Annotated in this window: 11 protein-coding genes; 7 read left to right on the top strand and 4 right to left on the bottom strand. The window is 62.0% G+C overall.

The window, feature by feature from the left end; genetic code table 11:
• Window position 1: 1 nt before the first annotated feature.
• From WC683_12085 to WC683_12060, 6 genes are read left to right on the top strand one after another with little or no spacing between them, the layout of a single operon-like run.
• Window positions 2-1036, top strand: coding sequence for an NADH-quinone oxidoreductase subunit H (locus WC683_12085; GenBank protein ID MFA4973347.1), 1035 nt, complete (start codon window positions 2-4; stop codon window positions 1034-1036).
• Window positions 1024-1521, top strand: a complete 498-nt coding sequence (locus WC683_12080; GenBank protein ID MFA4973346.1) for an NADH-quinone oxidoreductase subunit J — start codon at window positions 1024-1026, stop codon at window positions 1519-1521. The genes WC683_12085 and WC683_12080 overlap by 13 nt, the downstream gene beginning before the upstream one ends.
• Entirely contained in the window at window positions 1518-1823 is a 306-nt protein-coding gene (gene nuoK / locus WC683_12075) for an NADH-quinone oxidoreductase subunit NuoK (protein ID MFA4973345.1), read from the top strand. Before WC683_12080 ends, nuoK begins: the two co-directional genes overlap by 4 nt.
• A 10-nt stretch (window positions 1824-1833) precedes the next feature.
• Entirely contained in the window at window positions 1834-3819 is a 1986-nt protein-coding gene (locus tag WC683_12070; protein ID MFA4973344.1) for an NADH-quinone oxidoreductase subunit L, read from the top strand.
• A 17-nt stretch (window positions 3820-3836) separates the two neighbouring features.
• Window positions 3837-5360, top strand: a complete 1524-nt coding sequence (locus WC683_12065; protein ID MFA4973343.1) for an NADH-quinone oxidoreductase subunit M — start codon at window positions 3837-3839, stop codon at window positions 5358-5360.
• Complete coding sequence (locus tag WC683_12060; protein MFA4973342.1) at window positions 5353-6750, top strand: NADH-quinone oxidoreductase subunit N; 1398 nt, start codon at window positions 5353-5355, stop codon at window positions 6748-6750. Before WC683_12065 ends, WC683_12060 begins: the two co-directional genes overlap by 8 nt.
• On the opposite strand, the gene WC683_12055 is transcribed toward WC683_12060, so the two are convergent.
• The 4 genes from WC683_12055 to WC683_12040 are packed head-to-tail and all read right to left on the bottom strand — an operon-like array spanning window position 6745 to window position 12360.
• Window positions 6745-7122: a response regulator gene (locus WC683_12055; GenBank protein MFA4973341.1), complete on the bottom strand. Its 378-nt coding sequence runs from the start codon at window positions 7120-7122 to the stop codon at window positions 6745-6747. The two genes, WC683_12060 and WC683_12055, sit on opposite strands and share 6 nt — an antisense overlap.
• Before the next feature lies 1 nt (window position 7123).
• Window positions 7124-9418: an ATP-binding protein gene (locus tag WC683_12050; GenBank protein MFA4973340.1), complete on the bottom strand. Its 2295-nt coding sequence runs from the start codon at window positions 9416-9418 to the stop codon at window positions 7124-7126.
• 15 nt (window positions 9419-9433) lie between these two features.
• Window positions 9434-10348 (bottom strand): ABC transporter substrate binding protein, encoded by a 915-nt coding sequence (locus tag WC683_12045; protein MFA4973339.1) that lies wholly within the window; start codon window positions 10346-10348, stop codon window positions 9434-9436.
• An 8-nt stretch (window positions 10349-10356) separates the two neighbouring features.
• Complete coding sequence (locus WC683_12040; GenBank protein ID MFA4973338.1) at window positions 10357-12360, bottom strand: TonB-dependent receptor; 2004 nt, start codon at window positions 12358-12360, stop codon at window positions 10357-10359.
• 163 nt (window positions 12361-12523) lie between these two features.
• On the opposite strand from WC683_12040, the gene WC683_12035 reads away from it, so the two are divergent.
• A partial coding sequence (locus tag WC683_12035) for a hypothetical protein (GenBank protein MFA4973337.1) occupies window positions 12524-13108 on the top strand: 585 nt, incomplete at its 3' end.

The following is a 13108-nucleotide window of genomic DNA, read 5'->3' as shown; positions in this document are numbered from 1 at the left end:
ATTGTATCCTATCGAGACAGGGATGGCGGTGCCGGGCGCGGCGTCGGCGCTTGCGCTGATAGCGCTCCTTGCCCCGGTCGCGGCCGGGTTTGATCGCCGGTTCGTGCGCGGCCCGGGCGGCAAGGGGTCGGCTGGGCGGGGTGCTGCGTATTTCATCGTGCGTGCGGTGAGGCTCGTTGGCAACGCAAGGCTGCGCAGAGATTTGTCTCCGATGCTGTTCGCCGCGCCTCTCGCCTTTGCGGCGGCGCTGATGACTGCCGCAGCGGTCAGTTATTCGCCCGAGGTCTCCATCGCGGGACAGCGCTTCTCAGTGACTGCCCTTGATCCCGCTTCCGGGGTTCTCTTTTCGCTGGCCATGATCTCCATCTGGGCGGTCGCCTCCGTATTCTCCAGGCTGGGGATGCGGGAGGGCAAGCCCTTGATCGAGGCTCTCGAAGAGAGCTCCAATTATCTCTCGTATTTTCTGGCCATGTGCCTTTCCGTCGCGGCCGTCCTCATGATCGAGGGCGAAGTAAACTTCGCGCGGATAATCGAGGCCCAGGGTCACCTGCCGTGGAGATGGAACCTGGTGAGGCAACCTTTGGCCTTCGCTGTCTTTTCCGTCTGCGCGTGCGCCGCGATCAAGGTCCCGTTCGCGCTGGGCGGCGAATCGGCTGCCGCCGCAGCCTCAGCGATAAACGCGGCCGCAAGACGCGTCCTCTTCGTGGCGCTGGCGGCGATGACCGCGGCCCTGTTCCTCGGCGGGTGGCAGATCCCGTTCGCGCCGGTCCCCTTGGTCGCGGAGACGCTCGGGAGGCTCATGCCCGGCTGGGCGGTGGAGCCCTCGCTCTGCGCGCTCGGGCTTCTTTGCATGATCGTCAAGACATGCGCCGCGATGGCGCTCTTCTCCTTTGCCAGGGCCTCGCTCCCCAGGCTCAGGGAGGACCAGTTCTCATCGTTCGCGTGGAGGGCGCTCGTGCCTTTGTCTATGGCAAATCTCGTCGTTACGGCTTATATTGCGATGCAGTTGCTCAAGGGGGGAGCGTGGAGGCAGTAGCTTTCTATATCTTTGCCGCGTGCGGCCTGGCCTCGGCGATAGCCGCCGTCTCCAGGAGAGATCCGCTCATGTGCGCGGCATGGTTCGCAGGGGTCGCCCTGTCGGCCGGGGCAATCCTCCTCATCCTCCGCGCGCCCATGGTCGCCGGCGCATTCGTGATAGTGGCCGCAGGCGTCTCGATGGTCTTCTCGCTCTTCGTCATGATGCTCATGGACTCGTCGAAGAGGGCGAGGGCGCGCCAGATCAGGTTCGGCAAGGTCCTGGCGGCCGTGGCCGCCGGCTACCTTGCGATCGTGATGATGATCGCGGTCGCAGCCCCTCCGTTTGCGGCCGCGCCGGCTAGCGGCGACTATTTCGAGTCTTCGCTGACGATGGGGAAGATGATGGTGTCGCAGTACGCGCTTCCGTTCGAGCTGACCGGGGTTATGCTTTTGGCCGCGGCTGTGGCCTCGATAATAATCGCGAAGAGGGGGGAGGGCGCATGACGCTCACGCTTCAGCACGTGCTCATCTTCTCCGTGGCGCTATTCTCGATCGGCGCTGCGGGCGCGTGCGTGAGGCGCAACATGCTCATGATGCTCATCTCCATCCAGATCATGTTCTCCGCCTCCGTGGTCGCCATGGCGGGCTTCTCAAGGTGGAACCTCCTGCCGGAGGGCAATGCGGCGACCTTCTTCATAATAGCGATAGCGGCTGCCGAGGCCGCGGTTGGGCTCGCCCTGCTGCTTGCGGTGTTCACCCGATGCGGCACCCTGCATGCGGACGAGATGAAGCTTCTAAAGGACTGAGGGATCGAGGATGCTGGAGACCATCTACAGCCGCGTGAGCCTGCAGGCGATGATATGGCTCGTGGTCGCCCTGCCGCTCGCGGGCGCGCTGATAAACGCCGCGATCGCTGCGGCGCACTGGCGGAGCGAGTCGCCAGGCCCCAGGGGCTTTGCCTCGCTCGTGGGGATCGCGGCCCCGATGGGGTCGCTTGCGGCCTCGATCGTGCTTTTTCTCACGCTCACCGGCTTTGATGCAACGTCGCCGTCCGCGATCACCGGGCCTCTCTTCCGCTGGGTCGCGCTGCCGAACCTCTTCGTGGACGTGGGGCTCAAGGTCGACGAGCTCTCGCTCGCCATGGCGCTGACGGTCTCCGCCATGGCGCTCCTCGTGCACATCTATTCGGTGGGAGACATGTGGGGGGAGGAGGGATTCTTCAGGTTCTTCTCGCTTTCGAACCTGATCGTCTTCTTCATGCTGCTCGCCGTTCTCGCGGACAACCTCGTGCTCGCGATCATCGGCTCCGGGGGGGTGGGCGTCGTGTCGTGCGCCCTCACAGGTTTCAGGCTCGACGACCCGGGCTCTACAAAAAGGATGCTCAAGCTCTTCGTGCCCGGCGCGCTGGGCGACGCCTGCATCCTCGCGGCCGCCTTCATGATCTTCGGCGTGATGTCGGCGGCGGAGGCAGCTCCCGCATCGGGCATCTTCAGCTTCGAGACCATGGAGCGCAACGCCGTTTATTTCATGCCCATGGCCACGACGATCGCGCTGCTCATCTTCGGCAACGCGATCGCCAAATCGGGCCAGATCCCGCTGCACCTCTGGCTGCCGGAGTCGGCCCTCGCCCCGATCCCGGCCTTTGCGCTCATGAGCACCGTGACGACCGCGGCGCTTGGGCTGTATTTCGTGATCAGGCTCAACTTCATCTTCACCCTCTCGCACACCGCAATGCTCGTCGTGGGGGCCATCGGCGCGGCGAGCGCGATAATCGCCGCGACCATGGCGCTGGCTGAGAGGGACATCAGGAAGATACTCGCTTTCTCCACCGCGTCCCAATTCGGGCTCATGTATCTGGCGGTGGGCATAGGGGCCTTCATCGGCGCCGCCTTCCACCTCATCACGCACGCGCTCTTCAAGTGTCTGCTGATACTGGCCGCGGGCAGCGCCATCAAGGCCACGTCGGGCGAGTGCGACATCATGGCGATGGGGGGCTTAAAGAGGCGGATGCCGGTCACCGGATGGGCGTTCGTGATCTCGGCGGCGGCTCTCGCCGGGATAGCGCCGCTCTCCGGTTTCATGAGCGTGCAGTCGATACTGGGCGAGGCGTTCGAGAGGGGACAAGTCCTGCTATGGGTGTGCGGGTTCGCGACCCTGGGGATCGGGGCCTTCTACATATTCAGGGCGGCCGGCGCGATGTTCTTCGGAGATAGCGCGCTTGGCGCCGCGAAGTACAAGAGGGTGACGGAGCCCACGATGAGCATGGTGCTGGCGTCGATGATACTCATGACGCTGGTCGCGGCGGCCGGGTTCCTGGGCGTCCCGCAGTGTTTCCACGGCCAGGACAGGATAGGCGTCTGGCTCGGCGGGATAATCCCCTCCGAGGTGGGCAGGGCTTCGGTCGATGGGGCGTGCGGAAACTGGATCGTGCTGGCCGCCGTCTCGCTCCTGTGGTCGGCGCACTTCGCCGTGCTGGGTTGGCTCATCTACGCCCAGAAGAGGGACTGGGCGGCGCGGGTGGCGAGAAGGATCAAGCCGATCACGGTCCTGGTCTCGCGCGGATATTTCTTTGACGAAATTTATTCCTTCATCCTCGTGAAGCCGTTCATGTGGTTCTCCAACGTGATCGTGAGGCAGGGGATCGACAGGACCGCGGTCGACGGCATAGCGACGGACGGGGCGGCCAGGTCCCTGGGGCTGGTCGCGGCGCTGGCGCAGGCTGCGCAGACCGGCGTGCTCTATCATTACATGCTCTATTTCCTCATCGGCGCCATAGCGATAATCGCGCTCGTGGCGCTGTGACGGGAGGTCTTTTGGAAGTGCCGTTGATCAACGCTGCGATCATCTCGCCGCTCGTGGGCGCGCTGGCCCTGGTCGTCGTGCCGAGGCGCATGCCGAATCTTGGCAGGATGATCGCGGTCGCAGCCTCCTTCGTCTGCCTCGTCTTCTGCGTCGCGCTGTTCGCGAAGGTCGGCGCCGCGGGCGAGATCGAGCAGGCCGATCTCAGGAGCTGGATACCGTCCCTCGGGATCTATTACAGGGTGGGGTTCGACGGGGTCTCCGCCATGATGGCTTGCGTTGTCTCGCTCATCTGCACCTGCGCGATAGTCGTCTCATGGCAGGAGACAGGTCCGCGGCGAAAGATGTTCGGCGCCCTGGCCCTGCTCGCGGAGGCGGGACTGATCGGCCTCTTTGCGGCGATCGACGCGTTCCTGTTCTTCCTCTTCTGGAATCTTGCGACCATCTGCGCGTGTTTCATCGCCGGCATGTGGGGCGGGCCGTCCAGGATCAAGACGTCGTTCAAGTATGCGGCCTTTGCGGCCGTGAGCGGTGGGGTGATGCTGGCCGCCTTCGCCTATGCTGGCGGGAGCGCCGAGTCTTTCTGCTTCGTGGACTGGATGGCGCAGCGTTTTTCGATCAAGGAGCAGGCGTGGCTCTTCGGGGCGCTGGCGCTGTCATTCGGCATATTCGTCCCGATCATCGGGCTGCACACCTGGCTCGCTGACTTCTGCGAAGAGACCCCTGCCTCCTGCGCGATGATCCCCGGTTCCGCGATGCTGGTCGCGGCTGCGTACGGGTTCTTCAGGATCGCCATGCCGCTCGCCCCGGTAGCCGTGGCCGTCTCCGGCAAGACGATGCTCGTGCTTTTCACGGCCCAGATATTCATGGGCGCGATGCTCGCGATGTCCGAGCGCGACATGCGGAGGATAGTCGCGGCCGCGTCGATCTCCCAGATGGGGGTTGTGATGGTCGGCCTCTTCTCGCTGCAGGGCCAGGCGGCCGCAGGCGCGATGACGCTCGCGGCGGTGCAGGCGCTGATATGCGCCGCACTCTACGCGACGGCGGGAATGCTCAAGGCGAGGTTCGGGACCTGCGACGTAGGCGGGATAAGCGGGCTCGGCAGGGCGATGCCTGCCATGGCTTTGGCGCTTGCGGTGCTCGCGGCGGCGGCGGCCGGGATCCCCGGCCTGGCCGGTTTCTCGGCGCAATTTCAGCTCCTCATGGGCGCGTTCCAGGCCAGGACCGGATTCGCGGTCGCGGCGCTCGCAGGTCTTGCGCTCTTTGCTATCGCCATGGCGCGCATGACCGCGGGGGCCGTCTTCGGCCACTCGAAGGCTCCGGCCGACAAGCGCCCCGTGGACGTGCGCGCCTCCGAGGCATCGGCCATATTGCCGATCATCGCCGTCGTCGTGCTCCTCGGCGTATGGCCGCAGCCGGTCATGGAGAAGGTCGGCGGATCCGCGGACGCCTTCGTGAAGCTCGCGAAGAGGGTCGAGATGATAATACCGGCGTCGCCGGATGCAGGCGGCGAATCGGAGGGCAGTGGAGCTACGGATGAGTGAGGCTGCTAAAAAGGGCGCGTTTCTGTCGGCGGAGCGCTTCATCGTGATCGCGGCCATCGCCGCGGCGATGGCGCTGGCCTGGTTCATATGGCCGCGGGTTGCGGCGACCGAAGTCCAGGCGCTTTTGACGGACAGGCTGGCCATAGCCGGGATGATGATAATATGCGCCGCGGCGATGTGCTCGGTGCTGATATCCCAGCCCTATCTCGCCGCGCACGGCGAGAAGAGGTCCGGTTTCTACGGCCTCATCCTGCTCTCGGTCATGGGGATGTGCGCCCTGGTCTTTGCCGGCGACCTCATCGCCATACTCATCGCCATGGAGTCCATGTCCATCGCGCTCTATGCGCTCGCCGGTTTCCTCCGCGAGCGGCCGCAATCGATCGAGGGTTCTCTCAAGTTCTTCATGATGAGCGCGTTCGCCGCCGCGTTTTATTGCATGGGGCTCGCGTTCATATTCGGGAGCCTCGGCAGCACCTCTCTCGCCACGATAGCGCAGAGGTTCGAATACGTCCTCAGCGGCGAGGGGAGGGGTGTATTCCTCTTCGGGATAGCCATGGTCTTCGCGGGGCTCGCGCTCAAGGTGGCGGCGGTCCCGTTCCACGCGTGGGCGCCGGATGCGCTGGACGGATCGCCGACCCCGATCACCCTCCTCATCGCCACAGCCGCGAAGGCGGCCGCCTTCATTGCGTTTCTCAGGCTCGCGTCCGCGGTGGCGGTGCCGGGCGGCGCGCTGTGGCACGGCATGGCCTCCGTCATCGCGGCCGCGACGATCCTGTGGGGCGCGTTGGCGGCGATGCGGCAGGAGAGCATCAAGAGGATGCTCTGCTGGCTCTCCATAGCCGACGGCGGGTTCCTGCTGGCTGCGCTGCCCTCTTTGGCCCACGCGCATGCAGTGATGACGCGGGCGCTGATATTCAGCCTCGTCTCCTACTCCGTCTCAATGATCGGCGCGTTCGCGGCGTTGGTCGCGCTGGGATTCCGGCCGGGCGAGCCGCTAGACCAGAGGCACCTGTGCGGCCTGGCCAGGACGAAACCGTGGTCTGCAGCCGCGTTCTCGCTGTTTCTCTTCTCGCTCGCGGGGCTTCCGCCCACGATCGGTTTCATGGGCAGGTTCTATCTGATGATATCCATGGCCAGGGCAGGGGACGTGGCCCTTGTCGCGGTCGCCGCGGCGGGCATGGCCGTCATGCTCTTGTGCGTGCTGAGGCCTGTGAGCGCGATGTATTTCAGGGACCAGCCCGCTTCTCTCTCCTCCTCGCGGGAGGGGGACGGGTCGAGGGGCGCGAGCATCCTCGTGGGCGTCATGTTGGCTGCAGCTCTCGCCGTCGCTATATTCGGGATATTTCCGCAGGACATCCTTGCCTTCGTCTACGCCTCGATCCCGCTATGATGAAATCATCTCTCTTATCGTTTTGAGGAGCGTGTCGAACTCGAACGGCTTGGTGACCAGCACGGCCTTTTCTTTGGCGCCGTGGGAGTCTGAGGAGACGAGACGGTCCCAGACGGTGAGGAAGATCACGGGTATGTCTTTGAAGCGGGCGTCTTTCCTCAGCTGTTCGAAGAACTGAACTCCGGTCATGCCCGGCATCATCACGTCCAGCAGGATGATGTCCGGGACCGTCTTCTCCAGGATGGCCATCGCCTCCTCGGCGTTCATGGCTTCTATCGTATCGTACCCTTCGAAATTGAGCCTGTGGGACGTTGAGTTGGTGAAATCGATCTCGTCGTCGACGATGAGTATCTTTTTCTTGTTCTTGGACATTCTATTCTCCTATGGGCAGGAGGATCGTGAACCGGGTGCCCTTGCCCGGAGCGCTCATGACGCTGATCGAACCTCCGTGCTGCTCGATCAGTTTTCGTGAGATCGCGAGGCCCAGGCCCACCCCCTTTTCGCCGGGGCCGTACGTCCTGCCGATCTGATGGAATGAATCGAATATCAGGCTCTGCTCGTCCTTCGGGATGCCGATGCCGGTGTCGCTGACGGATATCTCCACGAAGCTTCCTTTGACGCCTGCCTCCACCGTCACGGAACCCTTTTCGGTGAATCTGATCGCGTTGGAGATCAGGTTCAAGAGCACGTTTCCGATCGCCTTTGCGTCGAGGAACGCCGTGATGGGCGCCTTCGGGATATTGAGGCTCATCGAAATTCCCTTGATCCGCGCCTCCTGCTCGAAGGAGGCGCTTATATCCTTCAGTATGGCCGACAGGTCGGTCATCTCTCGTTTTATCGATATATCGCCCTTGTCCATGGAGGCCATGTTGAGGAGCTTGTCTATTATGTTCGTGAGCCTGCGCGTGTTGGAGCCGCACATCTCCAGGTTCGTCCGGAGCCTCTCGTCGAGCTCGCCCGACACGCCGATCAGGGCGTTCGATATCACGTTGCTTATTATGGCGAGCGGAGTCCTAAGCTCGTGGGAGACGTTGCTGATCAGCTCGTACTTGGCCTGATCCAGCTCGCGCTGCTTGGTCACGTCCCTCATCACGAGGATCGATCCGATGCGTTCGCCTCCCTTTGTGACCGGAAGTCCCTCTATCCTTATGGCCCTCTTTCTCTCGGCGCCCAGCGTCAGCTCGCATGCGAAGTGCTCTGCGGCGAGGCTCTCGGCGTTCGATATCAGCGGATCGAAGGCGTCGCCTATCACGGCGCGTATGCCTTCGGCCGTGGCCTCCGTGTCTTCTTCAAAACCCAACATCGCGCGCGAGGCTCGGTTCATGATGAGCACCTTGCCGGACAGATCGAATATCACGAGGCCGTCGGCCATCGACTCGACCGCCGCCACTGTCTTCGCTCTTTCGGACTCCGTTTCGGCGCGTGCTCGCTCGTTGTCTTCCAGCATGCTGAAGAGGACCGATTGATAATTCTCCAGCTCGGCGGTGTGAACCTTCAGCTGATCGAGCAGCGAATATACTTCGCTCATGTCGCGCGCCACCAGGACGACGCCGTGGGCCGCGCCTTCCTTGTCCTTCATCGGAGCGGTCGAGATGGTGACGGGGACTCGGTGGCCTTCCTTTGTCCTGAATTCGGTTTGGGCGTTGGAGAGGAGATTCGCCATGATGGCCTGCCATCTCCCCCCGTCGACCGGATGATTCTCGGGGTCGTAGAAGATGGAGTCCACCGAAAGCCCTTTCAGCTCGTCGACGTTGAAACCCAGCATCTTCTCGGCTGCGGAGTTGAAGGTGGTGATGCTGCGGTCGTTGTCCAGCACGACCATCGCCTCGTTCATGGACTCCACGATGCCGTCCATGAAATCCTTCGACACGGTGGTCTCCCTCAGGGCGGCGGTCATCTTGTTGAAGGCGCCGGCGACCGAGCCCAGTTCGTCGTCCGAGGTTATCGGCACGCTGACGTCGAGCTTGCCCATTATGACGCTTTTCGTTCCCTGTTCGAGTGCCTTGAGCGGTTTCGTGATGCGGCTCGCTATGAGAAGGGAGATCGCTATGGCGAATATGGCTGCGGTGATGCCCATGGCGGCGGAGACCAGGAACGCCGCGCCCTCCGCCGCGTCGATCCTCTTGCGGGACATTCCTATCCTTATGGCTCCGATCCTCCGGCCTATGGTTTCCGGAGCGTATTCCTTTTTCAGTACGAGCAGCTCCTCCGTTTCCGTGTCGAACTCATATTCGGAAAAAACCGGGGAAAAGAAATCGTCCACCTCATCGCCTGCGACGGCGGTCCTCTCGCCTGCGAATGGGCCTTTTGCGGATTCGATCCGGGCGATGATGGCGCCGGTGAGCACGAGGTCGGCTTCACTGCGCGAGGTCTTGCTTATGAGCGACCCGTTTTTGTCGTAGGCGGCGATGAACTCGACGTCCGGGTTGTTCATCGCGATCGAGAAGGGCTGCTCCAGATAGATCGGATCGGAAGAGATCAGGCCCAGCCTTGAGCTCTCGGCCATGCTCTGGACGAGGGAGATGCCGACCGATTTCTGGAACCCCTCCAGCGAATTGCGGTTGTGGATCGTGAAGTAGGTGATGAAGACTGCGGTGAGGGACAGCACGATGGAGACGATCGCGAAGACGAACTTGTTCGAGATGTTTTTCAGAAGTCCTACTTTCAACAAGCCTCCTCGGTGTCAGCGATAGATCTCTATCGCCTCGTTTATCGCCGCCTCCGGCACGACGATGCCCAGCTTTGCGGCGACCTTGAGATTAAGGACCAGACCGGCCTTGTTGGAGTAATCCGGTTTTATCGATGATGCGGATGCTCCGGCTGCGACTCTGCGCGCCATGACGGCCGCCTGGGCTCCGTTGCTTTCGTAGTCCGTGGCGAGGGCCGCGAGGGCTCCGGCCTCCACGTGTTTCTCCGCGAGCGCGAAGATGGGGATGTTCCCGCTGAGGGATGATAGGAGGATGGACTTGAAGACTTCGTGGGTGGAGGTCACCACGTCGGGTATCATGAGGAGCAGGTCGCTCCTTTTGACGAGCGATTCCGCTTCGCGGACCGCGTCGCCGATCTTGGGCGCCCTAACCGCCACTATCTCCAGCCCGGCGCCGCCTGCGTTGCGTTCGAGCATCGACAGGTATTCGCTGGGGGATGAGTAGAGGACGCCCACCCTCCTCGCGGCAGGCAGGACTTTGCGGATGGAGGCCAACTGCATCCCGGGCGAAGGCTCCAGGTATACGCCGGTCATGTTGAGCCCTTCTGATTTTATGGCTGCAGGCGACAGGGTCATCGCAAAGACGATCGGCATGTCGGAGACCCTGAGTCTTAGGAACTTGAGCGCCGCGGATCCCATGGGGATCACCACCTTGCATGACTTTGCGGTTATGCTTGCCACGATCTCGCTCGCCCTCGCCGGCTCCGGGGGCATGACGATCTCCTCGACGGTGCCGCCGAATCCTTTTCTGAAGCCCTCTTTGGCCTCCTTGAACGGCTGTGCCGTGCTGGAGAGGATCACGCACGCATTCTGCGCCGGCGCGGGTCGAGGCGCCAGCAGAATCGCAACGGCGAGCATCAGCACAGGGATGTAGAACGCCTGCCTCTTCATCGCACTCCCTAGAATACGTACCTTATCGATCCCCAGACGTTGAACGTCGGCCTCTCGGCGAGCACGAAGCCGAAGGTCGGATCGAACAGCGGCGTCTGCGCCGAATTGTCGTCTAGGATATTGTTCGCTGCGACCGCCAGCTCAAGGTGGTTCTTTATAGGCCAGTATGCGACCCTGGCGTTCAGCATATAGAAGTCGTCGATCCGCTCCACGGGGATGAAATTGAAGTTTATCGCCCCGTTCTGGCGGTAGTAGTGCATGGTGTACTCGAAATCCACGTTGGCCGTGAACCTGCCGTCGAACCACTTTCCCCTGAGGCCTGCGCCGACCTTATTCTTCGGGTTGCCCAGGTTGGGGGTCGGGTTGGCGTTGCCGTTTATGGCATTGAACTTTTCATAGGCCCATTGCCCGTAGCCCTCGAGCCACTTGGCTATCTGTCCCTCCGCCCTGATCTCGCCGCCGATCGCCTCGGCGCCGCCGTCGTTTTGAAACTGCGCCGTGGGGGGCGCCAGGGAGACTGTGGGGGTGATCAGGTTGTTCATCCTGTAGTAGAAGAAATTGGCGTGCAGCGTGAGCCTGTCGATGGGACGTATGGTGTTGCCCACGTCCAGGTAGAGGATCTCCTCGGCCTTGATGTCGGTGTTTCCGACCAGGGTGCCGACCGCGGGATTGACCAGCGGCTGGAGCAAATTCGTGTAAAAATGGAGATAGTTGGGGTTGTTGAAGGCCGAGCCAAAGCCCGCTTTCAAGGTGTATTTGGGATGCGGCAGCCACACCACGCTGCCGTGGGCCGCGACGTTGAGCCCTATGAACTCCTTTTGATAGTCGACGCGCACGCCGCCGTTTAAGATCACCTTGTCGTAGAAGCGGAACTCGTCCTGCAGGTAGCCGCCGATGTCGTTGAGCGATTGCACCGGAGCGTTGCTGATGTCGCCGTAGCGATAGTCGAATCCATAGGTGAGCGTGTTCTCGATGTCCGAGGTGATATCGAAGGAGATGTTGTGTCTGGCCTCAGCCTCAACGTTGTCGATCTCCAGGGTCCCGAGCCCCGGGAAATCGGGGACCTCGAGGTAGTGCCTTTCCCAGTAGGACTTGAGGTTGAACTGACCCCACTCCCCCATGTCCTGCTCGAAGTTGCCGTCCACGAACACCCTGCGCTCGTTTCCGCTGAGCAGGGGGCCGAAGGACGCGAGGCCGTTTGATTGGGAGGCCCCCGCGTTTAGCCACGCCTTGGTCCCGTCCACGGGCTTTGCGAGGAATTTTCCGGTTACCGCCAGATCCTCCTCAGCCTTCTGTTTTCCCGTCCCTCGCCAATCGGTGAAGTCGTTGTAACGCAGGTAGTGGCCCGTGATCTTGTACCAGTATTTTTTAGCGGCGTCGAAGCTCTGGGCGTGCACGAAGTCTCCTTTGCCCAGCCAGTAACTGCCCCCTCCGGCCTCGATCTTGGTCCTCGTCTCCTCGGGCTCGTACGTGACGATGTTTATGATGCCGAGCATCGCCTTGTTGCCGTAGAGCGATGACATCGGTCCTGCGATCACCTCGATCTGTTTGATGTCGTCGAGCGGCACGGGGATCTGCTGCCAAAGGATGCCGCTGATGAACTCGTGCTGGAAGAGACGGCCGTCGATGAGCACCGCCATCCTCGTGCCGTCGATGATCGGGCCGGCGAATCCTCGCATGGAGACCTGGCTCTCGCCGCTGGATATGTATATCGCATCCATGCCGGGCACGCGGCGCAAAACCTCGGCCAGGCTGGTCTGGCCGGATTGGACTATGTCCTCGTTGGTGATGACGAACACGTTGGCCGGCGCCTCCTCGGCCTTCATCGCTCTCTTCCCAGGTCCTGTGACGATCTCCTCGGTCTTGAAGTAGAGTTCCTCCTCGATCGAGGAGGCGCCTTCCGGAGGAGGCAAGACTTCGTCCGCTGCATATCCCTGCGTGCCGTAGAACGAAATGAGCGAGGCGAATGAGCAGGCCAGCACGCCCATAAAAGTGCGGTGCAAAGTATTCATGATTCCCCCCATCTCCTGCCGATACCAAATACAGGGCGACATTAGTGCACGATGTAAAAAATGCCAAGGGTTTTCAACGAATTGGATAATGAGGCGCCCCGATCGTTTGAGGGTGAGCGCCTTTGCTGGACAGCCGGCCTCGCTTTGGGATACCATGCCCTTCATGACAGCGAACAAGGCCAGAAACAACGTGATCATGCCGACCGGGCTGGACGACTTCCTGGACGAGAAGACGATCCGCGGCCAGGTCGTGGGCAGCTGGGGTTTCAACCCGAATGTCGACTTCACCCGCATGAACGCGGAGCAGTCCAACGTCTGGTTCTTCGAGCAGATCTTCAATTTCCTCCGCTCCTTCTTCGGGCTCGTGGTCCCGGACAACATGGAGATCACCACGACGGGCGCCAAAAAACAGGTGCAGAAGGACAACCTCAATCAGATGACCTTTCTGGACGAGCTCATGCTCGTGATGAAGGGGCTCACCGAGCCGATCTGGTGCATCAGGCTCAACCTCAACATAGTGGGTTTCTTGAGGACCGAATTCGATCCCGACAATCCGGTGAGGCTGCACATACAGGAGCCTGCGACCTTCATCGTGTGGGGCGGGCCTGACGAGACCGGGTTCCAGACGTATTCCCTGGGATATCGGCTCTTCGCAGAGCAGAAGATGGAAGGGGAGAACGCGCTCCTGTGGTCCATGAACCAGCCGCTGCTCGAGAAGGCGCTCAAGAAGTGGGAGCGCCAGACCAGG

It is taken from the genome of bacterium, from assembly GCA_041648665.1.
Taxonomy (GTDB): domain Bacteria; phylum UBA10199; class UBA10199; order 2-02-FULL-44-16; family JAAZCA01; genus JAFGMW01.
The sequence above is the reverse complement of the archived record's forward strand: the minus strand, read 5'-3'. Positions and strand labels throughout refer to the sequence as shown.

Coding starts and splice junctions, on each gene's coding strand:
- WC683_12055 (MFA4973341.1), bottom strand. CDS start 7,122: ATGTCCAAGAACAAGAAAAAGATACTCATCGTCGACGACGAGATCGAT.
- nuoK (MFA4973345.1), top strand. CDS start 1,518: ATGACGCTCACGCTTCAGCACGTGCTCATCTTCTCCGTGGCGCTATTC.
- WC683_12060 (MFA4973342.1), top strand. CDS start 5,353: ATGAGTGAGGCTGCTAAAAAGGGCGCGTTTCTGTCGGCGGAGCGCTTC.
- WC683_12070 (MFA4973344.1), top strand. CDS start 1,834: ATGCTGGAGACCATCTACAGCCGCGTGAGCCTGCAGGCGATGATATGG.
- WC683_12045 (MFA4973339.1), bottom strand. CDS start 10,348: ATGAAGAGGCAGGCGTTCTACATCCCTGTGCTGATGCTCGCCGTTGCG.
- WC683_12040 (MFA4973338.1), bottom strand. CDS start 12,360: ATGAATACTTTGCACCGCACTTTTATGGGCGTGCTGGCCTGCTCATTC.